The sequence below is a fragment of the Skermanella sp. TT6 genome (assembly GCF_016653635.2).
GTDB lineage: Bacteria > Pseudomonadota > Alphaproteobacteria > Azospirillales > Azospirillaceae > Skermanella > Skermanella cutis.
Genome location: NZ_CP067420.1, coordinates 4,077,531 through 4,104,329, shown reverse-complemented (window position 1 = coordinate 4,104,329; position 26,799 = coordinate 4,077,531). Strand labels below are relative to the sequence as shown.

General features: G+C 65.3%; 19 protein-coding genes, 1 CRISPR repeat array and 1 other annotated feature. Of the genes, 9 read left to right on the top strand and 10 right to left on the bottom strand.

Going from position 1 to position 26,799, the window contains the following annotated elements; all coding sequences use genetic code 11:
• Positions 1-90: 90 nt before the first annotated feature.
• From cas5c to cas2, 6 genes are read left to right on the top strand one after another with little or no spacing between them, the layout of a single operon-like run.
• Entirely contained in the window at positions 91-738 is a 648-nt protein-coding gene (cas5c, locus tag IGS68_RS19125) for a type I-C CRISPR-associated protein Cas5c (protein WP_459559318.1), read from the top strand.
• Between the two features lie 2 nt (positions 739-740).
• Positions 741-2,621: a type I-C CRISPR-associated protein Cas8c/Csd1 gene (cas8c, locus tag IGS68_RS19120; protein WP_247881395.1), complete on the top strand. Its 1,881-nt coding sequence runs from the start codon at positions 741-743 to the stop codon at positions 2,619-2,621.
• Between the two features lie 3 nt (positions 2,622-2,624).
• Positions 2,625-3,587, top strand: a complete 963-nt coding sequence (gene cas7c / locus IGS68_RS19115) for a type I-C CRISPR-associated protein Cas7/Csd2 (RefSeq protein ID WP_201072673.1) — start codon at positions 2,625-2,627, stop codon at positions 3,585-3,587.
• Positions 3,588-3,625: 38 nt separating this feature from the next.
• Positions 3,626-4,255 carry a CRISPR-associated protein Cas4 gene (cas4, locus tag IGS68_RS19110; RefSeq protein WP_201072671.1) on the top strand — a complete coding sequence of 210 codons (630 nt, stop codon included), beginning with the start codon at positions 3,626-3,628 and terminating at the stop codon, positions 4,253-4,255.
• Between the two features lie 6 nt (positions 4,256-4,261).
• Positions 4,262-5,302 (top strand): type I-C CRISPR-associated endonuclease Cas1c, encoded by a 1,041-nt coding sequence (cas1c, locus tag IGS68_RS19105; RefSeq protein WP_201072669.1) that lies wholly within the window; start codon positions 4,262-4,264, stop codon positions 5,300-5,302.
• Between the two features lie 35 nt (positions 5,303-5,337).
• A complete protein-coding gene (gene cas2 / locus IGS68_RS19100; RefSeq protein WP_201072667.1) occupies positions 5,338-5,628 on the top strand; it encodes a CRISPR-associated endonuclease Cas2 in 291 nt (96 codons plus the stop codon).
• 181 nt (positions 5,629-5,809) lie between these two features.
• Positions 5,810-9,089: direct repeats of the CRISPR family, unit length 32 nt; unit sequence GTCGCCCCCTGCGCGGGGGCGTGGATTGAAAC.
• A gap of 76 nt (positions 9,090-9,165) precedes the next feature.
• Here cas2 and IGS68_RS19095 read toward each other — a convergent pair.
• The 7 genes from IGS68_RS19095 to IGS68_RS19065 form a co-directional block, all read right to left on the bottom strand.
• Positions 9,166-9,693: a terminase small subunit gene (locus IGS68_RS19095; RefSeq protein WP_201072659.1), complete on the bottom strand. Its 528-nt coding sequence runs from the start codon at positions 9,691-9,693 to the stop codon at positions 9,166-9,168.
• Positions 9,694-10,860: 1,167 nt separating this feature from the next.
• Entirely contained in the window at positions 10,861-11,622 is a 762-nt protein-coding gene (gene istB, locus IGS68_RS19090) for an IS21-like element helper ATPase IstB (protein ID WP_201072657.1), read from the bottom strand.
• Positions 11,623-11,640: 18 nt separating this feature from the next.
• Positions 11,641-13,158 (bottom strand): IS21 family transposase, encoded by a 1,518-nt coding sequence (gene istA, locus IGS68_RS19085; RefSeq protein WP_201072655.1) that lies wholly within the window; start codon positions 13,156-13,158, stop codon positions 11,641-11,643.
• Positions 13,159-13,212: 54 nt separating this feature from the next.
• A complete protein-coding gene (locus IGS68_RS19080) occupies positions 13,213-15,522 on the bottom strand; it encodes a primase-helicase family protein (protein ID WP_201072653.1) in 2,310 nt (769 codons plus the stop codon).
• Complete coding sequence (locus tag IGS68_RS19075; RefSeq protein WP_201072650.1) at positions 15,519-15,962, bottom strand: hypothetical protein; 444 nt, start codon at positions 15,960-15,962, stop codon at positions 15,519-15,521. Before IGS68_RS19075 ends, IGS68_RS19080 begins: the two co-directional genes overlap by 4 nt.
• Before the next feature lie 486 nt (positions 15,963-16,448).
• Positions 16,449-17,000 (bottom strand): hypothetical protein, encoded by a 552-nt coding sequence (locus IGS68_RS19070; RefSeq protein WP_201072648.1) that lies wholly within the window; start codon positions 16,998-17,000, stop codon positions 16,449-16,451.
• 478 nt (positions 17,001-17,478) lie between these two features.
• Positions 17,479-17,751 (bottom strand): helix-turn-helix transcriptional regulator, encoded by a 273-nt coding sequence (locus tag IGS68_RS19065; protein ID WP_201072646.1) that lies wholly within the window; start codon positions 17,749-17,751, stop codon positions 17,479-17,481.
• 91 nt (positions 17,752-17,842) lie between these two features.
• Between IGS68_RS19065 and IGS68_RS19060 the strand changes: the two genes are divergently transcribed.
• Positions 17,843-19,074 (top strand): IS3 family transposase gene (locus IGS68_RS19060; RefSeq protein ID WP_201072042.1). Its coding sequence is split into 2 segments (ribosomal slippage): positions 17,843-18,137 and positions 18,137-19,074, totalling 1,233 coding nucleotides; the frame shifts between segments, so codons are not numbered across the junction.
• Positions 18,127-18,243: a sequence feature (AL1L pseudoknot), on the top strand. (Overlaps the previous gene by 117 nt.)
• 71 nt (positions 19,075-19,145) lie before the next feature.
• Here the strand turns inward: IGS68_RS19060 and IGS68_RS19055 are convergent.
• Positions 19,146-19,751, bottom strand: coding sequence for a hypothetical protein (locus tag IGS68_RS19055; protein ID WP_201072644.1), 606 nt, complete (start codon positions 19,749-19,751; stop codon positions 19,146-19,148).
• Positions 19,748-20,944 carry a tyrosine-type recombinase/integrase gene (locus IGS68_RS19050; protein ID WP_201072642.1) on the bottom strand — a complete coding sequence of 399 codons (1,197 nt, stop codon included), beginning with the start codon at positions 20,942-20,944 and terminating at the stop codon, positions 19,748-19,750. The genes IGS68_RS19055 and IGS68_RS19050 overlap by 4 nt, the downstream gene beginning before the upstream one ends.
• Positions 20,945-21,630: 686 nt before the next feature.
• Between IGS68_RS19050 and IGS68_RS19045 the strand changes: the two genes are divergently transcribed.
• Positions 21,631-21,891, top strand: coding sequence for a hypothetical protein (locus tag IGS68_RS19045; protein WP_201072640.1), 261 nt, complete (start codon positions 21,631-21,633; stop codon positions 21,889-21,891).
• Between the two features lie 405 nt (positions 21,892-22,296).
• On the top strand, positions 22,297-25,857 hold the full coding sequence (locus IGS68_RS19040) for an esterase-like activity of phytase family protein (protein ID WP_247880973.1): 3,561 nt from the start codon (positions 22,297-22,299) through the stop codon (positions 25,855-25,857).
• Here the strand turns inward: IGS68_RS19040 and IGS68_RS19035 are convergent.
• Positions 25,784-26,788: a DMT family transporter gene (locus IGS68_RS19035; RefSeq protein WP_201072637.1), complete on the bottom strand. Its 1,005-nt coding sequence runs from the start codon at positions 26,786-26,788 to the stop codon at positions 25,784-25,786. The two genes, IGS68_RS19040 and IGS68_RS19035, sit on opposite strands and share 74 nt — an antisense overlap.
• Positions 26,789-26,799: the final 11 nt, after the last annotated feature.

Sequence of the window (26,799 nt, the reverse complement as noted above, 5' to 3'; positions counted from 1 at the left end):
TATAAAAATACATCTCGGAAAAAGCATTCGACACACCAGTGGCACCCGCCGCTGAAGGGAGGAGTGATGTCTTTTGGAGTGAAGCTCCGTGTGAGTGGGCAATATGCCTGCTTCGCCCGCGCCGAGATGAAGGTCGAGCGGGTCTCCTACGATGTCATGACGCCATCGGCGGCGCGCGGCATCCTGGAGGCGATCCATTGGAAGCCGGCGATCACCTGGGTGATCGACCGCATCCATGTGCTGAAGCCTATTCGTTTCCAGTCGATCCGCCGAAATGAGGTCGGCTCCCGCATTCCCGTCGCCAATGTCCGCAAGGCCATGAAGGCCGGTGCAGTCCAGGACCTCCGCATGATTGCGGAGCACGAGCGGCAGCAGCGCGCCGCCACGATCCTGTATGACGTTGATTATGTCATCGAGGCGCATTTCGACATGACGGATCAGGCCGGGCCGCAGGACAATCCGGCAAAGCATCACGAGATGTTCACCCGCCGCGCCGCCGGCGGCCAGTGCTTCCACCAGCCCTGCCTGGGCACCCGCGAGTTCCCGGCGGCTTTCGAACTGGTGAGCGGTGATCCGCCCCGGACCGGCCTGCCCGATGACCAGCGGGACCGCGACCTCGGCTGGATGCTGCTGGATATCGACCACGCCAACGACCGTACGCCCTTGTTCTTCCGGGCGGCGCTGAAGGACGGCGTGCTGACCGTTCCGCCCCTGCACGCGCCGGAGGTACGGTCGTGACCATGCTGGCCGCCCTCAACTTCCATTATGACAGGCTGGCGGACAAGGGCGAAGCGCCGCCCTTCGGCTATTCGACCGAGGGCATCGGCTTCGTTATCACGCTGAATGCCGACGGCACGGTTGCTGGCACCACCGACCTGCGCGATCCGACCAGCAAGAAGCGCCCGCCTCGCCCCATGGCCGTGCCGCAGTCGTTCAAGCGGCCGGGGGTCACGCCACGCTCCTTCTTCCTGTGGGACAACACCAAATTCACTCTCGGCCTGGGCGGCGACAAGGCGACCGGGGAAGCGGCACGGTTCGATGCCCATTTCGCCGCCTTCCGGGAACGGCATGAGAAGAGCCTGGACGGGACGGACGATCCCGGACTGCTGGCGCTGCTGAACTTCCTGGCGTGGTGGACGCATGAGCGCTTCGTCCCCGACCTGTTCACCGCTTCCATGCTCGATCAGAACATCGTCTTCGCGCTGGACGGTGACCGGCGGGAGGAAGGGCAGGGGCCGCGTTTTCTGCACGACCGCCCCGCCGCGCGCCTGATCTGGCAGCGGGAACTGGCCGCTGCCGCCGGCGCCCGTCAGACCTGCCTCGTTACCGGCGAAACGGCCCCCATCGCCCGCCTGCACCCATCGATCAAGGGCGTCTGGGGCGCTCAGAGTTCCGGCGCGTCGCTGGTATCGTTCAACCTGGACGCCTTCGAATCCTACGGCAAGTCGCAGGGCGACAACGCCCCGGTGTCGGAAGCCGCCGCCTTCGGCTACGGCACGGCGCTCAACACGCTTCTGGCGCGGGGCAGCCGCAACCGCGTGCAGATCGGTGATTCCTCCGTCGTCTTCTGGGCGGACGCCAGCCGGTGCGGCGAGGCAGCGGCGAAGCGGATCGAGCAACTGGCAGCCGGTCTGATCGACCCGCCCCGCTACGACGATGAGGACGAGGACGAAGCGCCGGAGGACAGGGAAGAGGCGGCTCGGCTGCGCCATTCCCTGGAGCAGGTCGCCGCCGGTCGCCCTGTCCAGGACATCACACCCGAACTGGACCCGGCGACCCGCTTCTACGTCCTGGGCCTCGCCCCCAACGCGGCGCGGCTATCAGTCCGGTTCTGGCATGAAACCACTCTGGGTTCCTTTGTCGAGGCTATCCACGACCATTGGCAGGATATGCAGATCGAGCCGCGGGCATGGCGCGGCCAGCCCGCCGCCTGGGCGTTGCTGAGAGAGACGGCGGTGCTGCGCAAGGCGGAGAACATACAGCCTCTGCTGGAAGGCGAATTAATGCGCTCCATCCTGACCGGTACCCGCTATCCCCGCTCGCTATTGGCGGCCACTCTCCTGCGCATCCGGGCGGGTGAAGAGGTCAACGGTCCGCGCGCCGCCATCTGCAAAGCTTGCTTGGCCCGTGACAAACGCATCGGCCGCCTCGAAAAACAATCCGAAGACACCCTCGAAATCCCGGAGGACAAGCTCGTGAGTCTCGATCGCACCGAAATCGACCCGGCCTATCGGCTGGGCCGGCTATTCGCAGTCCTGGAAAACGTTCAGCGATCGGCGCTCGGCAAGCTGAACGCAAGCATCCGCGACCGTTACTTCGGAGCGGCGTCGGCCACTCCGGCCAGCGTCTTCCCGCTGCTGCTGCGCGGAGCCAACCATCACCTGTCAGTTCTGCGCCGGAAGACCGACACCGGCGGCCTCGCCGTCTGGTTCGAGCGGGAAGTGGGCGAGATCGTGGACGCGCTGCCGATGAGCCTGCCCCGACATCTCCGGCTGGAGGACCAGGGCCGCTTCGTCGTCGGCTACTACCACCAGCGCAACGCCCGCAAGGCCGAGGCCGGCGATCAGCCCGCCGAACCCAACCCCGATTCTGGCCAGCCCGCCGCCGCCCGCGAGGATTGAACCATGACCGCTCTCCAGAACTCCGCCATCCAGAACCGTTATGAGTTCGTCTTCCTGTTCGACGTCACCCGTGGCAATCCCAACGGCGATCCCGATGCCGGCAACCTGCCGCGCCTGGACCCGGAAACCAACCACGGCCTCGTCACCGATGTCTGCCTGAAGCGCAAGGTCCGCAACTTCATCGGCATGTTCCATAACGGCGAACCCGGCCTGGGCATCTATGTCCAGGAAGGCGCCATCCTCAACGAGAAGCACCGGAAAGCCTTCGAAGCCGTCCGCCCGGACGACGAGAAGGTCAGGACCTCGGCCAAGCTGTCGCCCAAGTCCGGCGACGAGGAAGCGGCGGTGCGCCGCTTCATGTGCGACAACTTCTTCGACGTGCGCAGCTTCGGCGCCGTGATGAGCACCGGCATCAACTGCGGTCAGGTCCGTGGCCCCGTGCAGTTCGCCTTCGCCCAATCGGTGGAACCGGTCCTCCCGCTGGAAATCTCGATCACCCGGATGGCGGCGACCACCGAGGGCGAGGTGAAGGAGGCCAAGGACGGCGAGGACGGCCGGCGCGACAACCGCACCATGGGCCGCAAGCACATCATCCCCTATGGGCTTTATCGCGGCCACGGCTACATCTCGGCCAAGCTGGCCGAGCGCACCGGGTTCGGCGAGGAGGACCTGGAGCGGCTGTGGGCCGCACTGGAACAGATGTTCGACCATGATCGCTCCGCTGCGCGCGGCGAGATGGGCAGCCGCAGGCTGATCCTGTTTCGCCATGACAGCGCGCTCGGCAACGCGCCGGCGCCTGGTCTGTTCGACCGCGTCAAGGTCCGCCGGGCGTTCCAGGGAGAAACTTACGATCTGAACAGCCCCGGCACCCACAACCTGCCGCCGGCGCGCAGCTTCGCCGACTATGCCGTCGATATCGACCGCGATGGCCTGCCGGCGGGCGTCCAGATCATCGAGCGCCTCTGACCCGCCACGCCTGAGTTGCCGGTATGTGAGAGGCTGACATGGACGAAGACGAAGAGCCGCTGCCCCTGTCGGCCCTCCAGCACTACCTGTTCTGCCCGCGCCAGTGCGCGCTGATCCATGTCGAGCGGCAATGGGCGGAAAACCGCTTCACGGCGGAAGGGCTGCTGCTGCACGAACGGGTGGACCAGGGTGGCAAATCCACCCGCGACGGCATCCGCACCGTCCGATCGGTCCCGCTGCGCTGCCGCCGGCTGGGGCTGACCGGCGTCGCCGATGCGGTGGAACTCCATGGCAAGGGGAAGGACCGGAGGCCCTATCCGGTGGAATACAAGCGGGGCAGGCCGAAAGCCCACCGGGCGGACGAAGTCCAGCTCTGTGCCCAGGCGCTGTGTCTGGAAGAGATGTTCGGCGGCGAGGTGCCGGAAGGTGCCCTGTTCTACGGCGAGAACCGCCGCCGCACAGTGATTCGGTTCGATGCGGAACTGCGGGCGCTAACTGAGCGTATCGCTGAAGCCGCCCATGCCATGGTTCGGTCAGAGATCACACCGCCGCCCGACTACTCACCGCGCAAGTGCAGCCAGTGTTCGCTGATCGATCTGTGCCAACCCCGTCGCCTATCGCGGCCGCCCAAGGTGGCCAACTGGCTGCGATGTCAGTTGAGGGATTAAAGGACCATGCGCCAGCATCTCAACACCCTCTTCGTCACCACCGAAGGCGCTTGGCTGCGCAAGGACGGCGCGAACATCATCGTTGAAGTCGGGCGGACCGAAGTCGGGCGCGTGCCGGCCCACATGATGGGCAGTGTCGTCTGTTTCGGCCGGGTTGGAATGTCACCGCCCCTGATGGGGTTCTGCGCCGAGCAGGGCATCGCCGTCTCCTTCCTGAGTGAGCACGGCCGGTTCGTCGCGCGAGTGGAGGGACCACAGAGCGGCAACGTGCTGCTGCGGCGGCGCCAGTACCAGGCGGCCGACGATGCCGCGGCCAGTGCCCTGGTCGCCCGGTCCTTCGTGGCCGGCAAGGCTGCCAATCAGCGCACCGTCTTGCGTCGGGCCTTGCGCGACCATGGGGATTCCCTGGGCGAGGCGGAGCGGGCGCGCCTCGACGGTGCCCAGCGCCGTCTGGGCGACGTAGCGCGGCTTGCCGCAGAGGCCATGGAGACGGATGTGGTACGCGGGCACGAAGGCGACGGGGCCAGCGCATATTTTGGCGTGTTCGACCTGATGATCCGCGTCGCCGATCCTGCACTCCGCTTCACTGGGCGCTCACGCCGGCCGCCGATGGACGCCTGCAACGCCCTGCTCTCCTTCCTCTACGCCATGGTCGGGCATGACTGCCGGTCGGCATTGGAAACGGTCGGCCTCGATCCACAGGTGGGATTCCTGCACAGGGACCGACCCGGCCGGGCCGGGCTGGCGCTCGACCTGATGGAGGAGGTCCGCCCGATCCTGGCGGACCGCGTGGCGCTCAGCTTGATCAACCGTCAGCAGGTCACCGCGGCGGACTTCCAGCGAATGGAAGGAGGTGCAGTGCTGCTGCGCGACGATGCCCGTAAAGCGGTGCTGGCTGCGTATCAAGAGCGCAAGCGTGACGAGATCACCCACGCGTTTCTTGACGAAAAACTGACGCTCGGCCTCGTCCCGCACATCCAGGCGCGGCTGCTCGCCCGGCATCTCCGCGGCGACCTCGACGGATACCCGCCCTTCCTGTGGAAGTGATCCTGTCATGGCGATCCACTCTAAAGGACGTTCCGATGCTGATGCTGATCACTTATGATGTGAACACCGGGGAAAAGGCGGGCCGCCGGCGGCTTCGCCGCGTCGCGCGTGCTTGCCTGGACTTCGGCCAGCGCGTGCAGTTGTCGGTGTTCGAGTGCGAGGTGGACCCCGCACAGTGGACCGCCCTACGGGCTCGCCTGATCGGCGAGATTGATCCGGCGATGGACAGCCTCCGCTTCTATCACTTGGGGGCTAACGCCAAGCGCCGGATCGAGCACATTGGCGCCAAGCCGGTGCTGGACCTGGATGGCCCTCTGATTTTTTGACCCGCGCGAACCCCAAGCGGGCACGTTTTCTCCGGCATGTTCGCGCTGCGGATTTCCTACACGATTCCAATGTGGTATGCCAACACTTACTAGCCAAAGGCCATCCGTCCGGGGCCAGGACGGACAGGTTCGCGCTGCATCGGCCCTAGACCGTTCTTTGACAAATGCATAGCGTAAGGCCGTCGCCCCCTGCGCGGGGGCGTGGATTGAAACCGCTCCAGCTCCTTGGCCGCCGAGCCGGCGCTGATGTCGCCCCCTGCGCGGGGGCGTGGATTGAAACTCCCTGGACGACGGCTACACGCCGTCCAGGGAGTGTCGCCCCCTGCGCGGGGGCGTGGATTGAAACACGGCAACCGCTTTGCCAGCATGGACGGCAGCCGCGTCGCCCCCTGCGCGGGGGCGTGGATTGAAACCCGGCATGATCGCCGCGGTGGCCGACCCCGAGTGTCGCCCCCTGCGCGGGGGCGTGGATTGAAACATCGGCTCCGACATGGACCCGCACTGGATAGCCAAGTCGCCCCCTGCGCGGGGGCGTGGATTGAAACTCGACGAACCCCACCTTGTGCTTGAAGGCCTGCGCGTCGCCCCCTGCGCGGGGGCGTGGATTGAAACCCCCCGGAACAGGGCGGCAATGCGGTGCGCGCGCTGGTCGCCCCCTGCGCGGGGGCGTGGATTGAAACCCGGTCCTTCGCGCCGGCGACGCCGAGCACATAGGTCGCCCCCTGCGCGGGGGCGTGGATTGAAACCCCCTCAGAGCCATGTTCCCGCCCCTCCGGCGACGGTCGCCCCCTGCGCGGGGGCGTGGATTGAAACTGGCGCGGGGCCGCGATGGATGACGGGTTGGCGGCGGTCGCCCCCTGCGCGGGGGCGTGGATTGAAACAGGCGCTGCAAGGCGCCGACGCCGATCACCGCGCCGGTCGCCCCCTGCGCGGGGGCGTGGATTGAAACGGATCGTTCGCGTTCCAGGCGCTGAACTGCCACGGTCGCCCCCTGCGCGGGGGCGTGGATTGAAACCGTAGAAACTGACCGCTATTGCGCGGGCTACCCGGTCGCCCCCTGCGCGGGGGCGTGGATTGAAACATCATCCGCGTCCGCCGCGTCACTCCGACCGCATCGTCGCCCCCTGCGCGGGGGCGTGGATTGAAACAGCACATGATCCGCCAGCCCGGCGACGCTTATCAACGTCGCCCCCTGCGCGGGGGCGTGGATTGAAACAGTCCAATATTGTTCGCTATCACTGCGCTACAGTGTCGCCCCCTGCGCGGGGGCGTGGATTGAAACTGCGCGGCTATGGTGCGCAGGATCAGCCCGGTATGGTCGCCCCCTGCGCGGGGGCGTGGATTGAAACCGCCGCCGCCGACCAGGGTGATCGCGGGGGCGGTGTCGCCCCCTGCGCGGGGGCGTGGATTGAAACGCCGACCCGCACTGGACGATGGTCCGCGACTACAGTCGCCCCCTGCGCGGGGGCGTGGATTGAAACGCCCGCTGTTCGTCCCTCGGGACGTCGAGCCTCCGGTCGCCCCCTGCGCGGGGGCGTGGATTGAAACCCCTGCCAGAGCAGACCCGCACCATGAGCGATGCCGTCGCCCCCTGCGCGGGGGCGTGGATTGAAACTTGACGATCACCGCATCGCCGGAAGCGTTGAAGGTCGCCCCCTGCGCGGGGGCGTGGATTGAAACGACGCGGACCGGTACGCATACTTGGCGGCGCGGCTGTCGCCCCCTGCGCGGGGGCGTGGATTGAAACGGCCGCAGCCGCAGCCCTGATCCGCGCGCGCGCGGTCGCCCCCTGCGCGGGGGCGTGGATTGAAACACTGAAGCGACCATCTCTCCGCCGATCGCATTCGGTCGCCCCCTGCGCGGGGGCGTGGATTGAAACACCGTGCAACTCATGGCACCGGCTGGAGCCACGCGTCGCCCCCTGCGCGGGGGCGTGGATTGAAACTTTTTCATGCCAGCATACTGCGAAGCATTTCCGGCGTCGCCCCCTGCGCGGGGGCGTGGATTGAAACGCCGAGGCCTCGGCGTCCAGCGCGGCCTGGCCGGGTCGCCCCCTGCGCGGGGGCATGGATTGAAACTCCCAGTTGCGCGCACTGTACTTCCTGGCCCCGAGTCGCCCCCTGCGCGGGGGCGTGGATTGAAACTCTGCCAGCGGGTTGGGGCTGTAGCCCACCAGGTGTCGCCCCCTGCGCGGGGGCGTGGATTGAAACGCCGAGAGCCAGCTGAAGCTGGCCCAGGCCCAGGTCGCCCCCTGCGCGGGGGCGTGGATTGAAACAGCGCGGCAGAGGTCGCCGCTGTCCTGGCGATACTGTCGCCCCCTGCGCGGGGGCGTGGATTGAAACTTGCCTTGCGCGAGATCGAGATGAGACCGGCCAAGTCGCCCCCTGCGCGGGGGCGTGGATTGAAACGTAACTCCCAGGAACTACAGGCCGAAAGTCATCAGGTCGCCCCCTGCGCGGGGGCGTGGATTGAAACCGCTAACGTCGCCCCACCCGACCGAATTGAGCGCGTCGCCCCCTGCGCGGGGGCGTGGATTGAAACACCCGGATTTGTTTGGTCGGGCCGTCCAACACCATGTCGCCCCCTGCGCGGGGGCGTGGATTGAAACCGCGTGGTAGCGCGACAGCTCGTCAATCTCATCCGTCGCCCCCTGCGCGGGGGCGTGGATTGAAACTGATCGAGCGGGACGAGGACGTCGTCGAGGTAGAGTCGCCCCCTGCGCGGGGGCGTGGATTGAAACCATCGCCGCGGACCGCGCGCACGGCCTCGTCCGGTCGCCCCCTGCGCGGGGGCGTGGATTGAAACCATCGCCGCGGACCGCGCGCACGGCCTCGTCCGGTCGCCCCCTGCGCGGGGGCGTGGATTGAAACACCGGGACCGTGCCGCCCGACCTGCTGGACCAGGTGGCCCCCTGCGCGGGGGCGTGGATTGAAACAAGGCGATCCTTTGCGTCGTACGATGCATGTCAGGTCGCCCCCTGCGCGGGGGCGTGGATTGAAACTCCTCGGTCAGGACTTCCTCGCCGTCCTTCGCGAGTCGCCCCCTGCGCGGGGGCGTGGATTGAAACCAGGTCAGCAAGTGCGGACAGCGCGTCGGATGGGGGTCGCCCCCTGCGCGGGGGCGTGGATTGAAACCTCGACCGAGTGAGCCAGCCCGAGCAGCACATCGTCGCCCCCTGCGCGGGGGCGTGGATTGAAACTTGTCCAGGCCGGCCAACCGCGACGCCACGAACGTCGCCCCCTGCGCGGGGGCGTGGATTGAAACAAACCGTTGGGTGTGAATATGCTTGATTGCTGCGGTCGCCCCCTGCGCGGGGGCGTGGATTGAAACATGAGCTTCCCGATCAGCGCGCAGAAGCGTATTGGTCGCCCCCTGCGCGGGAGCGTGGATTGAAACGCGCCGGGCAGCTGCGCGTTCGCAATCAGGCTGATCGCCCCCTGCGTGGGGGCGTGGATTAGAACATGTCGGACCCGGCCAGCGCGGCGAAATCCGGTGCTCGACCCCATGTAGAGCTATTCATGCCCAGCGGATGCGACGCTAAACTCCGCGACAGTGACGAGCCCGGTCAAAGCTGGACCGGGGGTGCATCGAACTGGTCAGCACCGCCTCCGCGAGATCGTCGGGCGGCTGGATGCCCAAGGCCACCATCACGGAGCGGAACTCCGCCTCCAACGCCTCGCCAGTAAGGGTTTCGGTGTTGGTGGTCGACGGTGGCGCGTCCATCAATCCATGCAGCTTGGCGAGCGCCACCGCTGCCCCGGTCAGGGCGCCCGGCTGCTCGCGCTGACGGGCAAGTTCGGCGGCTTCAAGAAGGAGATCGGTGACGGTCTCCAGGCTGACGACACGCCGCTCACGCGCTGCTTCCTGTGCTTCGGCCATGGCTGCAATGATCCTTGGATGATTGAGGAGGTCCCGCGCCCGGTAGCTGGCGCTCCGGCGGGTCATCTTCGGCTTGTACGCCTCAACGTAGGCATCAATCGGCTGCAGCCCACCGAGCAGGTTCTCGACGAAGCGTTGCTGCTTCTCGGTCAGACCGGACCTTACCTTCCGCGTCGCCGCCGTCATGCTGAGCCCACTTCGGTGCTGGAACACAGTCGGTATAGTATATATAGTGCCTCAGCCACTATAAAGCCACCAAATATGCGAAAAGGATGCGGATTGCCGCTGTCTCATTCGGGTAATTGGGTCAGGGGTCTGAAATCCTAGTCGGCTCTGACCAGGGCAGTGGGAAATCTTCGCCCAGGCGGTATATCGGCTATGTCGCTTTACCCCTGCGTTTACTCACCATACCTCATAAGAGGCGGATGGACTGTGCCGGCGAACTTGATTGAGCTTGGCAAGCAACCGTCTGGCTGGAGTGGCGCCACCAGCACCCAGAACGGCAGGTCATATCAGCGCTCACTTCGCCTATGGCGGCGCTGGCCTGGTCAGGTTGGGTCAGGGTCTGGTCAGGGTAAAGGCTGTCTAGAAACCCGCAGGATTGCTGGGTTGGTCAGGGTGGTCAGGGTGGTCAGGGTGGTCAGAGTTGATAGTGTTGATGAAAGCACATGTCTGAGCAGCAGCCCTCAGAATACCTCTCACTGCAGTGCTGGGCAATATGACCGATTTCACTGCGACCACCCTGACCACCCTGACCAGCCCAGCATTTCCGCGGGCATTTCGCGCCGGCATCCCTGACCAAGACCCTGCCCATGCCTCCTTCACCCTGACCAATGCAGGGTAAGGAAGCTATTCGTTCTCGATACCCTCACCGTCAGAAACCGTCGGCCAGTTGATTGGGCCACCGATTGCGCTCTCGAAAGCGGCCCGGGCGTCTCGCAAGGGAGGAAACCTGATGGACAGCGGTCGTTCACCGGACGAGTGCCGCGGCCGGTACATCTCCATAGTAGGTACCAAGCTGCGCAGTTGCTTCCAGAACATGGCCTGTGGCTCCGGACGGTATTCAGCTTTTTGGTTCCCCACCCATATGAGATATTCTTGGTACAGGCTGTTCTTTGACGCGCCCGTCATCCACCAGTGGGCGTCGATTTCTATCGCTATAACTTGTATCTGGCTATCTGTCGGTTCGGGTGGTTCGTCGGCTGCGTATTCCGGCGAAAGCGCCCTGGCGTTTCGGTTCAAACCGCCCACCGTTTCGGTGATTTCGCCCACCCGCCCCATGGGACGGGTGGGTGGGCGGCATCGTGATCCATCGTTTTCATCTTATGCTGGTATCGTCGCTCGTGCCAGGGGTCACGATGGCGTTGCAGATCTGGCTGTTTTCTGGTCTGCCGCCCGTACCCGGCGCATGGACTCGCCCGTGAGCTCGATGCGCAATGCCCGGTGAACGACGCGGTCGAGGATCGCGTCGGCGTAAGTGGCATCGCCGATCGACCGGTGCCAGTTCGCCACGGGGATCTGGGTTGCCAGCACCGTGGCGGCACGGTCATGCCGGTCGTCGATCACTTCCATCAGGTCGAGCCGCTGAGCCGCAGTGAGCTCGGTCATGGCCCAGTCGTCGATGATCAGCACCTCCAGGCGGGCCAGGCGGCGCAGGACGCGGGCGAGCGAGCCGTCGAGCCGGGCGGTCGCCAGATCGTCGAGCAGGCGCGTCAGCCGGGTGTAGAAGACGCCGTAGCCTTCCCGGGCCGCCTGGTTGCCCAGCGCACAGGCCAGGAACGTCTTGCCGATGCCGGTCGGGCCGGTCACCAGCAGCGGCTGGTGCTCGCGAACCCAGCGACAACTCGCCAGATCGCGGATCAGCGTGCGATCGAGGCCGCGCGGCGTGCGCCAGTCGAGATCCTCCAGGCAGGCGGTCTGGCGCAGCCGGGCCCGCTTCAGCCGGCTGGCCAGGGCGGTGTTGGCGCGCTCCGCCGTCTCGCGCTCGACCAGCAGGGCAAGCTGGTCGTCGAAGCTGAGCTGGTTGCGCTCGGGCTGGCGCTCGAGGTCTTCCAGGCCGCGCGCCATGCCGTACAGCCGCAGCCGGCGCAGAGCCTCGTGGGTCGGATGCTTCATGCTCTCGGGTCTCCTTGTTCAGTTCCGGTAGTAAGAGGGGCCGCGCAGGTTGGCGTGCTCGCCCAAGCCGTCGGATGAGGCTGGCGGCGGACCGCCGCTGGTGAGCCAGCGCTGGACGTAGCGCCAGGATCGGACATTGGCTTCCAGGGCGGCCTGACAGGCTTGTTCCAGCCGGTCGGCGCCGTGGGCGCCGCCGAGCCGGAGCAGGCCGAGACCGGCACGCACCGCCTGCTCGCGATGTTCCGCCGCCGCCAGGATGCGCTCGAACAGCAGGGTCGCCGCCGAGCCGACCGCGGCGAACTCGGCCTGAAGGTGTTCCGGCGTGTAGCGGGCCACCGCGCGGTGGGAGGCCGGCTGGTGAGCTTCCAGCGTCGTCCGGCTGCCGGCCGAAGCCCGGGGATGGCAGGCGACGCGCCGCCCGCGCAGGAAGATGCTGATCAGGGCGGCGGTCGCGTGGACATCGACCGTCTTGCCGATCGCGGTGTAGGGCACCGAGTAGGCGGCGCCGTCGATCACGACATGGTAATCGGGCGCCAGCTTGTAGCGGCTCCAGGTTCCCGGAACGAAGCGGTCCGCCGGCAGCGGCCGCAGATGGGCACGCTCCCGCTCGGCCAGGATCCGCGCCCGGCAGCTGTCCTTGTCGCCGCTCAGCGGTGCTGCGTTCAGCATGGCCAGGTGCTCCCGGATCGCGGCGTTGGCGGCGTCGAGGCTGACGAAGACGGTGTCGCGGATCGGCGCCAGCACGCGCCGTTCGACCTGCAGCACCGCATTCTCGACCGCTGCCTTGTCCCTCGGCTGACGCACCCGCGTCGGGACGACGGCGATCCGGTAGTGCTGGGCAAGGTCGTGGTAGCCGGGGTTGAGGGTGGGATCGTAGAACGAGGCGTGGCTGACGCCGACCTTGAGGTTGTCGGGCACCAGGCGGGCCGGAGCACCGCCCAGGTGCTCCAGCAGCCGGACGTGGGAGGCCAGCCAGTCCTCCGACCGCTGCGTCCAGGTCGCTTCGGCGTAGATGTAGCCGGAGTACGGCAGGCAGGCGACGAAGATCTGCGCCGGGCGGGCATCGGCGCCGACCCCGATCATCAGGGTCATGCCGGCGTAATCGACTTCCAGCGCGTCGCCCGGCAGATGGTCGCGCCGCATCCGGGGAACTGCCCGGGCGGCCTGCCAGTCCCGGAAGCGCTGGACGAACTGGGTGTAGCGGTAGCCGTCGGGATGGCAAACCAGATACTCCTGCCAGAGCAGTTGGAGCGTCACGCCCCGCCGGCCCAGGTCCCGCTCCACCGCTGCCCAGTCCGGCAGGGGACGTGGCTGCGCCGGCGGTGGCGGGAACAGACGCCGCTCCAGCTCCTCGTCGCTCCACTCCTTCACGTCGCCAAAGCGCAGGTCCGCGCTCTCGAGGCGGCGCAGGTAATCGCGCACCGTCGTGCGCGGCATCCGGCATGCCGCCGCGATCCGGCGCACGCTCGCCCCGAACTCATCGCGCAGCCGCAAGACTTCCCTGATGCGTCGCATGTCCGATCTCCCTCGCGGCATCCCACCCTCCCTGCCCATTGTCGCAAGGACCCCAGTGTAGATGCCGATACAGGATCAGACGCCGCCCATCTCTACTCCCACGTGTGGGCGAAATCGCCGAAACGGCAGGGCGGTTTGAACCGAAACAGGGGGGCGCTTTCCCCCGAAATCAGAGGGCGGATTCAGCCGAAATATGCAGTCGGCCACACACAACCGCTCGAACCACCAGCGTGATACGCCGTGCAGGCTGAAGAGCTTCTGCTCGATCAGGCCGGCCGTCGTCGGCGCCGTGCGGTGGTTCCACCTGGCAATGTCACGTCGGAGCATGTCGTGGAGGAACGCCGCCAATCCGCCGGCCTCCATCTCAGCGTTCAACGCGGTGAAATATTCGCTCTTGCCCTTCACCGTGTCAGGAACATCGAGCACCAGGTACCGGCGTGCGTCCTTGGCGGCCGGGACGGCCCAGTCATTGTTGGTCGCCATGATGACCCGCAGCAGGTTCGGTGCCTGGACAGCATCCACCCCCTTGCGTTCGATCATCAGCGTCGGTTCGGTGATCAACCCCTTGAGCACCCCGTCGGCAGCCCGGTCGCCGGCGAAGAAGGCTTCGTCGGCGAACAGGAGGAGCACATCGCGCAGATGGCCGTTGAAGTTCCCGACCACGTGTCTCGGGTTGGTCACCTGGATGCCGTGTATGCCCAAGATGTCGCGGAGAGCACGCCCCAGGGTTCCCTTCCCGTTGCCCTCGCCGCCGCGCAGGACGACGGCCACCTCTGCCTTGACCATGGGCTGTTGGAACATGTGCGCGCACCAGTTCAACAGCCAATCGCACAGGCTGGTGCTGCCCAAGCAGATGACGTCGAGGAGATGCCGGCGCAGCAGCGGCCACTCACCCGGGCGAGGCTCGATGCCAAAGCCGCGCCAGAGATTGAAGGTGTCCGCCGGGGCCACCTGGCCGGGCAGAAACACCAAGCCGCCCAGGAATTGCCGGCGGTGTTCGTGTTCCAGCCAAGCGTCACCAAGAGGACGCCGCATCGGCTGCCCGTTCTTGCGCCTGCCGACCTCAACCCGGTGGTTCGCGTATAGGGAGGAAATCTGGGCGGGGGAGCTGAAGACATAGACCGGCTTTCCAGTCGCGTAGTCGAGCTTTTCCGTCATCACCAACGTCTTGCCGGCGTCGAACACGACGGCGTGCCGCTCGTTCATCTTCAGGACCCAAGCAGGCGTGTCCGCCCGGTCAAAGGATCGCACGACGCAGCGTGCGAGATACCGGAGTTGGGCCGCCTCGGTGGTGTGCTTACCCGTTTCGCAGGCCGCTCCATGCTCGAAGGCCCGCAGGATGAGCGCAACATCGACGCCCGAGAAGCCGGCCTGCTTGAGCATGGACGCGAGACTCATATCCAAGCCGCTGCGGCTGGTGTCCATCAGCCCGGCGGTGTCTCCCTCCCAGCGGCACCGCAGAGGCTCGGACGTGGCCAGGGCGGCATCCAGGCCTGACTGGAGGGCTGGCGACAGGTCGGCCCATTCCCGGACTTCCAGCACGCGCTTAGCGCGCATCTCGCTGATCAGGGCGGCAATGGCCGCCCCCATCTCAGGAGTCGTCATCGGGCTCCGGGGCCGGTTTGCGGGAAGGTCCGTGGCCTCCTCAGAAAAAGCGGATGGTCCCCACTCGGCGAACAGCCGGTCCGGCAATGCCTCCAGCTGATCGGGCGAGTACTCCCCACCGCCCAACCATAGAACCCTCGCCTGGGTTATGCCACGCCCCTTGTCCTTTTTCTTCCCATGAGGAAAGTTCAACGTTCCCGGCATACGCATAATGCGGTCGGTGTTAAAGGTGTTGTCGCCGCCCAACGCTTTCCCGATGGCCTTGGCGAGCGCTTCATTTCGGCGTGTCGCCTCACCGTTCGGTCCGTCGAGGGGGCATGGCTCGGCAAAGCGCCAGAACAGCTGGACGCCGTTGCCGCTGTCGATGATCACGGTCGGCGGACAGTCAGGATCGGCAGCGAGTTCGTCTGCTTGGGCGAGAATCCGTTGGCGTTCCCGATCCCAGCCGCCGGGCTTGAGTTCCTCGGCTTCCCGGGGGTCGATGTCAACGCAAACAGCGAGCGCGGCGGCCATGTGCGACTTGGCCGGCTTTGTTGATACCGGCCCGTGTGTCTGATTGGGGACGAAGTATATGTTCGCCTGGTTCTCCTGATGGAACTTAACGAACTTCGGTACTCCGGCTTCGATCTCATCAGGATTTAAGGTTCTGCCGATCAGCTTACCGCTCGGATAAATGGCGATCAATGTGAAGGGATTGCCTTTCGACCAATAGAGCGCGAATTCAACGGCGCCAAGGTTCGGCGCGCCACCATGGTCGTAGGGGAATGCACTTATCGTCACTGGACGTCCTCCTCGAAGGCAGCTAGCCGGGATTGCGTCCGGCGGAAAAGGGCATCGGCACGCACCCGGCCGATGGACAGGGCCACCATGTCATCGAACCCCTGCTCAGCAGTCTCAAGGTCGCCCTCGGAAAAGAAGTGCGCGGCAAGCTCCAGGTCACTCAGACCGTCGATCGAGTTGCCGATGGGGACTTGGTGGAAGGAGCGGGCTCTTTCGCCCGGCCTGATCTGGTAGCTGACCGTGGCCCACAAATGCCCAGGCAACTGGGCCGGAACTTCCGCTCCGCGGTCCATCGCCGCCACTTGAAGCTCACCGGGCATCTTCTTGCGGAGGCGGAGGGATCGGCCGGGATTAGCGGCGAACCAATCGCTATCATCCTCCGCCCACGGGTCGGTGACCGCATCCGAAACGACGGCCACCGCGGGCTTCATGTTGTGCACGGCCTTGCAATCATCACAGACGGCCAGGAAATCGGCCCCACTGGGCACACAGAGCACGGGAAGGCCAGGGACAGCCGGTGCACCACAGCAGTCACATCCGTGGGCAAGGAAACGGTCCGTCGCCCGATTGGTCGAGTCGATTTTGGCTCCCGTCAGCCCAAACTTGCTTGCCCTGCGCCGGGATCGTGCCGCCTCCGCGCGGCGTTGATGGCGGTTGGGGGAAGACAAGGGCCTACTGGCACGGAACATAGGTTCCATGATATGAATTCTCCATCTGAAGTGTTGGTTGCGCCTCACGAGCAGTTAGCGAGCGCTACAGCATCGTGCGGACTGAGGCTTACAGGTGCTCGGCAGGTGCAATCCCCGCCGGGCACTGTTTAATCAAGCCGGCGCATCAGTCAGGACGAGCGCTTCAGGCTCGGCTAGCCTCTTATTCAGGTGAGGTGACTGGCAATATGCCTTTGACTAATGCGTGGCCAGCATTTCTTAAGCGGGGTCCTTCTGGCATGCTTGGATAAGCTCTTGGTATGCCTTGTGCTGGCCGAGCAGCCACGCTTCTAGTACTTCCGCCATGGCTCGGTTGCCATGCTCCCAAGCGCCGAGCAAAGCTTCGAGTGCTTGATGGAGGTTTGAGGGACCGATGTCGTAGATGCTGCGATCGCTGTAGAAAAATCCACCTTCTTGTACGGTGACATTGTTCCAGTGAAGGTCGCAGCATTCAGGCCGCGTAGCATCAGTCAGCCAGACAAACAGCAATTCAAACTCGCAATTGAACAGATATGCTGTCCCGTCGTCGGCGATCCACAGGCCGTACGGCAGGCGCAGCTTTTGCCGGTTGAATTCAGCAATCGACACGGGCGTGGCAAAGACGTATTCCAAAAGAGCTTGCCGAACCTTGTGCGGGGGGCGCGTGAATTTCGCGGTATTTAACACAAGCTTCGATAGTGGCCGCGGCCTATGCTCCCAAGACGGCTGGTTTGATGGCACGATGTTGCTGGCTTCATTACCTTGGTGAGTTGTGGTATCGTGTTTAGGCATGACTTTACTCTACTCTAAGGTGAAGCTGCCCTGGGCACCGGCTGTACACCAGCCCAGGGCAGCGGAATGTTAAGGCTGTCTTTCGATACGATTTCTGTCCGCACTGGACTGGCCCATAGATCACCCGATAAGCTTAGAACCGGTCACTGAGTGCGCCGACCTTGGTCTCGATGTCGATCAGCAGCCGAGTCCTTGAAAATCCTGCAAGTGAGTTGGTGAACTCCCCACCATCTTTCCGCGCTTCAGCCTGAACTCGTGGTTTTTGATCAGGCGCTAGGATCGTACCGTCTTACGCAGTGCTGCTACCGGTTGGCTGAAGGCGTGTATCTGTCTGCACGGAACTTATGATCCATGGTAGAATGTTTCCCTGTCTAAAATTGAAGCTGTGCCCCGCGAGCAAATGGCGGGCACTGGTGCATCATGTAGATTGAGAGTTACAGGTGCCCGGCAATTGTAGTTCTTGCCGGGCACTGTTCAATTACGCCGCTTCACGCGTCAGGGCGGCTGCTTCGCGCTCGGCCAGCTTCCTGGCTAACCATTCGAGGATTTCGGCTTCCAGCCAGGCTACCCGGTTGCAACCAAGATGGATACGGCGAGGGAACTCGCCTTTTTGCTCTAGGCGCCAGACATGCACGGCGCTGTACGGAATTTTGGCGGACAGTTCCTTCGCGGTTACCAGCTTGGGAACCGCCGACGGCATTGGTGAGACCCCGCCTTTGGGAAAGGAAGGTTGGGTCGTTCGGTCGTCCATGTTCGCTCCTGTAGGCTGGTGTTAGCCGACAGTAGCTTTGAACCGCGCCGGGTTTACCGGAGGCCCCATTTCTTGAGAGACTGGGGTCATCATGACGAAACAGGCATCACCCAAGTACGCCCCTGAAGTCCGCGAACGCGCGGTTCGGATGGTGTTCGAGCACGAAGGCGAGCACGCGTCGCAGTGGGCGGCGATCAGCTCGATCGCGACCAAGATCGGCTGCACGGCGGAGACGCTGCGGGGCTGGGTCCGGCAGGCCGAGCGCGACCAGGGCAAGCGGCCTGGTCCGACAACGGACGAGCAGGAGCGGATCAAGGCGCTGGAGCGCGAAGTCCGTGAGCTGCGCCAGGCAAACGAGATCCTTCGCAAGGCATCGGCGTATTTCGCCCAGGCGGAGCTCGACCGCCCGTTCCGGAAATGATCGCCTTCATCGACGAGCAGCGCGCCGTCCACGGGGTCGAGCCGATCTGCAAGGTGCTGCCGATCGCCCCGTCGACCTACCGCGCCCATGCCGCCCGGCGGACTGACCCGTCAAAGGCGCCGGCCCGCTGGCGAAGCGATGCCGAGATAAGCGTGGTTATCCGGCGGATCTGGGATGAGAATTTCCAGGTCTACGGGGTCCGGAAGGTCTGGCGGCAGTTGCGGCGGGAAGGCCTTGCCGTGGCGCGTTGCACGGTAGCCCGCCTGATGCGGCGTATGGGGCTGAAGGGGGTGACACGCGGCAAGACGGTACGGACGACGATAAGCGACCTGGCGGCGCCGTGTCCGCTCGACCGGGTGAACCGTCAGTTCCGGGCGCCCCGCCCGAACACCCTGTGGCTGGCGGATTTCACGTATGTGGCGACTTGGCAGGGCTTCGTCTACGTGGCCTTCGTCATCGACGCCTTTGCCCGGCGGATCGTCGGCTGGCGGGTCTCCAGCACCGCCCACGCCGGCTTCGTGCTGGATGCCCTGGAGCAGGCGCTTCACGACCGCCGACCTGCCAAAGGCAGCGGTCTCATTCATCATTCCGATCGCGGGTCGCAATATGTCGCTATCAAGTACACCGAGCGTCTCACCGACGCTGGCGTCGAGCCCTCCGTGGGAAGCGTTGGCGATTCCTATGACAATGCCTTGGCCGAGACGATCAACGGCCTCTACAAGACCGAGGTGATCCGGCGCCGCGGACCGTGGCGCACCCTGGAAGCCGTCGAGTTCGCCACCCTGGAATGGGTGGACTGGTTCAACCACCGGCGCCTGCTCGAGCCCATCGGCAATATCCCGCCCGCCGAGGCCGAAGCGCGCTACTATGCTCAAACCGAGGACGTCGCCATAGCGGCGTGACTCAACTAAATCGGCCTCCGGGAATCCCGGGGCGGTTCACTTCCAGCTTCGGGTAGACGAAGGGGGGTCGTCTACCCGAGCAGTCCGGCCTCACGCAGCTGGACCACGTGCGCACCGACTCCGGCCTCGATCTGAAACTCAATCGACTCCACTAGATCGCTCAGTGTCCGGCTATACGCACCTTTTCGATGATTCTTCAAAAGTTCGTTGACCTGCTTGGACGTGAACCTCAGGTGGGCAGCCCCGATCGCGATCACTTCCCGCCTTCGACCAGCAGGCGCCTTGTTGATCGCAGCGATGACCAGTGCGCGGGCATACTCCGTTTCGAGCGGCAGAGCGTTGCCGACGCGCTGCGTGTGCGCCATTCGGTCCTCGGAAACACCCTTCAGTACGTTCTGCTGCGCATCTATCAAGTCATTGAGAGCCGGACAGACATGCCCCTGACTTTCCAGAAAGCTCCGGAAGGAGTAATTCAGCGCCAACCATAACTCCTGCTGCCGCCGTCGCCGTGCGACAGAATTTTCATCAGGTATGTTCCGCCAGTCATGATTAAGTATCCCGATCTCCGCCAATAACGCTATCGCGGCATCTTCTAAATCTGGCGGAGGAGCACCCCTTGCGCTTAGTTCAGCCCGCTTGTGTAAGACTTCGATGATCTTTGGAGGCTTGCGGCTCATGCCGGCCTCCGCAGCGGCTCTACATTTTCGATATGATCCGTGCGCCCCAGGGCGACCACGTAGCATGCCCATGCCTTCAGAGCCGTCTTGCGTTGGTCCAGATACTGACCCCGCTGGTAAACGGCGGCGATGCCGCGAACCGTGCTGCTGACGTGGTTCAGGATACGATCGATCACGACTGGGTTGAGTCCTAAATCCTGACTGGCCATCGTCGCGAATGTCCGGCGCAGGTCATGGAAGCACCATCCGGTGACACCGCTGTCCGTCCCGAGCCGGGCGCGGGCACGGCTGAAGCCGCTGACGGAGGTGGTCAGCGTTGTCGTGAACAGGAACTCGACGTCATACCGGGGCAGGGTTCTCAGCACCTCCAGCGCGGCCGGGGCAAGATGGACAACGTGCTCGACACCGTTCTTGGCCCGTCCGCCTGGGATGGTCCAGATGCCTTTGTCAAGGTCGAACTCCGACCAGCGGGCGTCCGAGACTTCCCGGAGGCGCTGACCGGTCAGGATCAGTAACTGGGTCATCGGTCCGAAGGGATATCCTTCGCGGCCGGCAGCATTCCATACAAGGCGGAGCTCCTCCGGCGTTAGTACCCTGTCGCGTGACTGCTCGCTGCTCGGCGCCTCCATCGACGTCAGCGGGCTTGCGCTCACATAGTCGCGGCCGGCAGCCCAGGTGAACATCCGCCGCAACCGGCTAAACACCCGGTTTGCTTCCACAGGCGCGTGGCGATCGATGATGGCGTCGAGCAGTCGGTGGATGTCGGCCTTGCCGACCGCGGCGATATCCATCTGGCCGATCTGGGGCAAGACATCCTTCCGAAATGACCGTTCGACCTCGGCGGCGCTCCGATTGCAGGACTGGTCCCGCTTCAGCCACTCGGAAACCACCATTTCGACCGAACGCTTTGCTGTGGCGGCGGCCTTGGGCCTGGTGCCCTTGCGCAACTCGCCCAGTACCTTGACGGCTTCCAGCCTGGCGTTCGCCAGCGACATGGCTGGGAACTCGCCCAGGCGCCCCCTGACCAGCTTGCCATCGGCGCGGCCTAGGACGGACCAGGATTTCCTGCCGGTCGGCTCAACGCGCAGGCGCAGGCCCCGAACAGTGGCGTCGGGGTATTCGGTTCGGTCATTGGACGGCCGCACCTTGTCAACGAAGGTGGCGGTTAGAGGTTTTTCGGTGAGACGGGGCACACAACACTCCTGACTGCGGGTAACATGCCGGGTAGCTTGGGTAACAAGTTCCTGCGTATTGGCATGTTCGTCAGTGTAAGCCCAGGCAAGCCTAAATGCCAGTAATAACTGGCATTTTGAAGATCGAATGTTCTTTCATGTAGGCCGATGAAGGATTGATCGACCGACTTCTAAGCGGACGGTCGCTGGTTCGAATCCAGCAGGGCGCGCCAGTTTTTCAAGAGCTTGGCAGTGTATACTGCTGCGGCTTTACCGCAGAACAAGCTCATAGCAACTAACAATGTCAAAGTTGCACCTGTTCGGCTTCCGTTGCGTGGCGCTCATGAGGTCGGTCCTCAATCCTGCGAGCAGCCAACGTCAAGCCGACTACGGGGCCCATCAGGATTTTCGCCATCACCTTTATTCGTGTCGGTAGCCGTCGATCCGCCCGAGGCAGCTGATCCGACGCGTTGCGCCATGGGCGCAACCTACGACCGTCGGCCCGCAACATCTCCGCCCTGCATCGAGCCGTAGGTTGCGCCCATGGCGCAACACAGTGCGGCGAGGGGAACGGCCGGCTGCGAGGACCGGAGCGGTTCAACCCGCAGGCAAGCAGGTCCTGGTGGCCACGCACAGCACCGAACGTGACAAGCTGTCATACATCCCGGTCTCTCAAGTGATGTATCGTCCCGCCTGAAAGCGGCCCATTGTATGCGACGTTGAACTCATCGTCTGAAAATGTAAATTTTCACGGAGGAAGCCCCGATGACGACGATGCGGAGCGAAGTCCAAATAGCCTTTCGGTCATCGACGTACCGGAGGACAAGGCGGTGAAGGCAGCTGCGGCACTCGGTAAGCGGGATGACGACGTGGGTACCCTGAAGTCGGACATGAACCTGCTGAAATGGATGATGGGCTTCGTCCTCGCCTTTCAAATCGGCATTTTCGTGAAGCTATTCGTTCATTGACAGGGTTCGTCACCTGGCGGCCTGGACGGGCCCAGGGCCGGGAAGCACCTTCAGGCAACTTCCGACCACTGCCTCAGCCCTCCGGAACCAGCAGCGGACGGCGAAGCCGACTTCCACGCAGTGGATCCGAGGTTGTGCCTTTTGCGAGCCTGCGCCATATCCTGGAATTTGGCCTGGATCTCTTCCATCCCTCCAGGTCGAACGTCTTTAGCCGTATTAAGTAATGCTATCAGATATTCAAATACAAATTTGGTGTGTTTCTTAGTTAGTTAAATATTCACTCCCCCTTCACGCAAGTGTCATCCGGGGTCTTCACGATCGCGGCGCCGGCTAACCGCTTCAACGACAACGAATTTACCGGCGGCCGGCGTCATGGGAAGCAGGGCCAGGAGAAGGGAATCCGTCATGCAATCATCGGACATTCCGGAAGGCCGGCCGCTGGACGGAGGGCTGCCGCTCGTCATCGGGCATCGCGGCGCCAGCGGCTCCCGCCCCGAGCACACGCTCGAAGCCTATCGGCTCGCGATCGAGCTCGGCGCCGACATCATCGAACCGGATCTGGTCACCACCCGCGACGGGGTCCTGATCGCCCGCCATGAAAACCTGCTGGCGCAGGTCGCGCTGGACGAGGACGGCGACATCGTGTTCGGCGACGACGGCCGGCCGGTGGTGACCCAGGCGACCACCAACGTCGCCGAATTCGACGGCGACGGGGACGGGGCGCCCGACTTCCTCGACCGGCTCAGCGTCAAGGTGCTCGACGGCGACCCGGTCGCCGGCTGGTTCAGCGAGGATTTCACGCTAGCCGAGATCAAGCAGCTGAACGCCCGCGAGCGCATCCCCGACATCCGGCCGGAGAACGCGGCCTTCGATGACCAGTTCGAGATCCCGACCTTCGAGGAGGTGATCCAGCTCGTCCGGCAAGTCGAGGCGGAAACGGGCCGGAAGATCGGCATCATCCCGGAAACCAAGCACCCGACCTATTTCGAGTTCGAGGGCACCCACCAAAACGAGGACGGCGACGGGGACGGCACGCTGGACGACGGCGAGGACGCCAACGGCAACGGCCGCCTCGACGTGGTGGACGGCGGCTCGCCGATTGGCGTGGACACCGGCCGCGTGCTGGTCGAGACCGTGACCGAGCAGGGCTTCGCCGATCCCGACCGCGTCACCATCCAGAGCTTCGAAGTCGCCAACCTGCTGGAACTCCAGGACGAGATCATGCCGGCCGCCGGCATCGACCTGCCGCTGGTCCAGCTGCTGGGCGACGTCGAGGGCGCCTTCTTCAACGAGGCGGGCGGCGGCTTCTCCATCCCCTACGACATCGCCTTCAACGCCAACCCGGACAATGCCGGCCTCGGTGCGGACCTGTCGGTCTATGACGGACTGCCCTTCGAGGTGACGGGGGAGACCGACTATGCCGACCTGGTCAAGCCGGAGGCGCTGAAGCAGATCGCCGACACCTATGCCGAGGGGATCGGCCCCTGGACCGACAGCTTCATCATCCGCGAACCGCTGCAAACGCCGGTGGATGCCGACGGCGACGGCCGGGCGCAGGTCACTTCCCGCCTGACCGGCGAGATCCGGCCGCTGGTCGCCGATGCCCATGAGGCCGGCCTGAAGGTCACCCCCTACACCCTGCGGGCGGAGGAACCCTTCCTGGCGCTGGAGGAGGACGGCACCGCCCAGACCCTGCCGGAGCAGGTCGAACTGCTGACCAGGCTCGGCGTGGACGGCATCTTCACCGACCAGCCCGGCGTCGCCGCCGACGTGCTGGAGGACCTGACCGGTATCGGCGACCGGATCAGGGTCGCCACCTACAACGCCTCGCTGAACCGGGAGGAGGAGGGCGAACTGATCACCGACCTCTCCACCGGCGCCGACGAGCAGGCCCGCAAGGTCGCCGAGATCATCCAGCGCACCGACCCCGATATCGTGCTGGTCAACGAGTTCGACTATGACGCCGAGGGCAAGGCCGCCGACCTGTTCCGCGACAACTACCTCAAGGTCGGTCAGAACGGGCAGGACCCGGTCGATTACCCCTACCAGTACGTGGCGGCGAGCAACACCGGCGTGCCCTCCGGCTTCGACCTCGACAATAGCGGCTCGGTCGGCGGCCCGAACGACGCTTTCGGCTTCGGCGCCTTTCCCGGCCAGTTCGCCTTCGTGATCTATTCCAAGCACCCGATCGTCGAGGACCAGGTCCGCACCTTCCAGGAGTTCCTGTGGAAGGACATGCCCGACGCCCGCATCCCGGAAGGTTTCTACGGCGACGAGGAGCTGGACGTCCTCCGCCTGTCGTCCAAGAACCACGTGGACGTGCCGGTCGAGGTCGACGGCGAGATCGTCCATGTCCTGGCCGCCCATCCCACGCCTCCGGTGTTCGACGGGCCTGAGGACCGCAACGGGCTGCGCAACTACGACGAGATCCGTTTCTGGGACGACTATGTCACGCCCGGCGCCGGCAGCTACATCTATGACGACGCCGGCAAGACGGGCGGCCTGGGCGCCGGCGAGCGCTTCGTGATCGTCGGCGACTACAACACGGACCCCTTCGACGGCGACAGCGTGCCGGGCGCCGCCCAGCAGATCGTCGGCAATCCCTGGGTGGATCCGACCGTCGCCCCCGACAGCGAGGGCGCCGTCGTGGACAGCTTCGCCGACGGCGGCGTCAACCTGGACCATCTGGGACATCCCGGCCTGGACACCGCCGACTTCTCCGAGCCGCCGGGCAACCTGCGGGTGGATTACGTCCTGCCGTCCGTCAACGGCTTCGACGTCAAGGATGCCGGAGTCTTCTGGCCGGCGCCGGGCCGGCCGGGCGCCGACCTGATCGACGCGTCTGACCACCGGCTGGTCTGGGCCGACCTGGTGATCACCGGCGAACCCGTGGTGGAGGTCAAGGGGGTGGAGTTCCAGGGCGCCGCCTTCCTCGCCACCGGCACCGAGTTCGAGGGGACCGAGATCGGCGGCCTGTCCGCCCTGACCTGGGACCCGGAGCGCGGCGTCTTCCACGCCCTGTCCGACAGCCGCGGCGGCGACACCGGCACGCCGCGCTTCTACACGCTGGAACTTGACCTGGCCGACGGGCGCTTCGCCAACGACGACCTCTCCGTCACCGGCGTGACCACCCTGACGGACGCCGGCGGCGAGCCCTTCGCCGACGGCTCGGTCGATCCGGAAGGGCTGGCCTATGCCGGCTCGGGCAAGCTCTACCTCTCCTCCGAAGGCGACGCCGGCGCGGGGATCGCGCCCTTCGTCAACGAGTTCTCGCTGGAAGGGCGGCAGACCGGGACGCTGGAGATACCGGAGAAGTTCCTGCCGGCCGAGGACGGCGCGTCCGGCATCCGGAACAACCTGGCCTTCGAGAGCCTGACCCTGACCCCGGACCAGCGGACGCTCTATTCCGCCACCGAGAACGCGCTGGTCCAGGATGGCCCGGCCGCCGACCTGGAGCAGGGCAGCCCGTCGCGCATTCTGGCCTTCGACACCGCCGAGGGCAAGGTCAAGGCGGAGTATCTCTACGAGACCGAGGCCGTCGCCGAGCCGCCGGTGCCCGAGGACGCCTTCGCCACCAACGGGCTCGTCGATCTGCTCGCCCTCGACAACGCGGGGACGCTGCTGGCGCTGGAACGGTCGTTCAGCACCGGTGCCGGCAACACGATCAAGCTCTTCGAGGTGCGGATCGGCGGTGCCGACGACATCTCCGGCATCCAGGCCCTCGACGGGCTGGAAAAGGCGCCGAAGGCGGTGGAGAAGGAACTGGTGTTCGATTTCTCCGGGATCGGCCTGCCGCTCGACAATATCGAAGGCATGGCGCTGGGACCGTTGCTGCCCGACGGTCGGCAGAGCCTGACCTTGGTCAGCGACAACAACTTCAGCGACACCCAGTTCACCCAGCTCCTGGTCTTCGCCCTGGACCAGGAGGGTGGCCTGGGCCTGATCGGCACTCCGCCGGCAGAGTAAGGGTCGGGGCCCGGCGCCCGGGAAAGATGCCGTCGGCGAAGGCGACCACCGCCGCCGCCGCGACGATCACCAGGGCGCCGGCCAGCCCGAGGGGCGACGGCAGCATGCCGAATATGGCCGCGTCGAAGAGCAGCGCCCAGATCATGGACGTGTACTCGAACGGTGCCAGCGTCGAGGCCGGGGCGCGGGCCAGCGCCTCGGTCATGGCGATGTGCGCCAGCCCGCCGGCGATCCCGGCGCCGATCAGATAAGCCAGCGCGGCGCCCGTGGGCGAGGCCCAGCCGAGGGGGAGGGTGGCGAGGCCCGCCAGGGCGCACACGACGGCGAAGTAGAAGGCGATGGTGCCCGGCGGCTCCGTCGTGGTCAGCATCTTGATCTGGACCTTGGCGGACGCCGTCGTGACCGCCATCGCCAGGCCGGCGGCGACGCCGATCAGCGTGCCCGAGTCGAGCGACGGCCCCTCGAACGCCGGGGCAAGCATCATGGCGACTCCGAGGAATCCCGCGAGCGCCGCCCCGACCACGACCACGCCGGGCCGTTCCTCCAACGCCACCATGGCGGCCGGCACCAGCAGCAGCGGCGCCAGGAACGCCAGGGCGGAGGCCAGCGCCAGCGGCAGATAGGCCAGCGATATGAAGGAGAAGAACATGGCGGTGCAGCCGTACAGGCTGCGCTTCAGGTGGCCGCCCGGCCGGCTGGTCCTCAGCCCGTGGGGAAACTGCCGGCGCCAGAGGAGATAGGCCACGATCGGCAACAGGGCGAAGGCGCTGCGATAGAAGACGATCTGCCCGACCGGCGCCTCGAAGGACGCCAGCCGGACGAACAGCGACATGAGCGTGAAGAGCCCCGCCGCCGCCAGCCGCAGCATGATGCCGCCGGCATCCGAATGCGATCCGGGCCGGGCCGGCGTTCCGGGCTCACGTCGCGGCATGGGACACACGG

Excerpts from the sequence above, each read along its gene's own strand:
- cas4 (WP_201072671.1), top strand. The coding sequence starts at position 3,626 with ATGGACGAAGACGAAGAGCCGCTGCCCCTGTCGGCCCTCCAGCACTAC.
- IGS68_RS19035 (WP_201072637.1), bottom strand. The coding sequence starts at position 26,788 with ATGCCGCGACGTGAGCCCGGAACGCCGGCCCGGCCCGGATCGCATTCG.
- IGS68_RS19095 (WP_201072659.1), bottom strand. The coding sequence starts at position 9,693 with ATGACGGCGGCGACGCGGAAGGTAAGGTCCGGTCTGACCGAGAAGCAG.
- IGS68_RS19070 (WP_201072648.1), bottom strand. The coding sequence starts at position 17,000 with ATGCCTAAACACGATACCACAACTCACCAAGGTAATGAAGCCAGCAAC.
- IGS68_RS19065 (WP_201072646.1), bottom strand. The coding sequence starts at position 17,751 with ATGGACGACCGAACGACCCAACCTTCCTTTCCCAAAGGCGGGGTCTCA.
- istB (WP_201072657.1), bottom strand. The coding sequence starts at position 11,622 with ATGAAGCATCCGACCCACGAGGCTCTGCGCCGGCTGCGGCTGTACGGC.
- cas2 (WP_201072667.1), top strand. The coding sequence starts at position 5,338 with ATGCTGATGCTGATCACTTATGATGTGAACACCGGGGAAAAGGCGGGC.
- cas1c (WP_201072669.1), top strand. The coding sequence starts at position 4,262 with ATGCGCCAGCATCTCAACACCCTCTTCGTCACCACCGAAGGCGCTTGG.
- istA (WP_201072655.1), bottom strand. The coding sequence starts at position 13,158 with ATGCCGCGAGGGAGATCGGACATGCGACGCATCAGGGAAGTCTTGCGG.
- IGS68_RS19040 (WP_247880973.1), top strand. The coding sequence starts at position 22,297 with ATGCAATCATCGGACATTCCGGAAGGCCGGCCGCTGGACGGAGGGCTG.
- IGS68_RS19055 (WP_201072644.1), bottom strand. The coding sequence starts at position 19,751 with ATGAGCCGCAAGCCTCCAAAGATCATCGAAGTCTTACACAAGCGGGCT.
- cas7c (WP_201072673.1), top strand. The coding sequence starts at position 2,625 with ATGACCGCTCTCCAGAACTCCGCCATCCAGAACCGTTATGAGTTCGTC.
- cas8c (WP_247881395.1), top strand. The coding sequence starts at position 741 with ATGCTGGCCGCCCTCAACTTCCATTATGACAGGCTGGCGGACAAGGGC.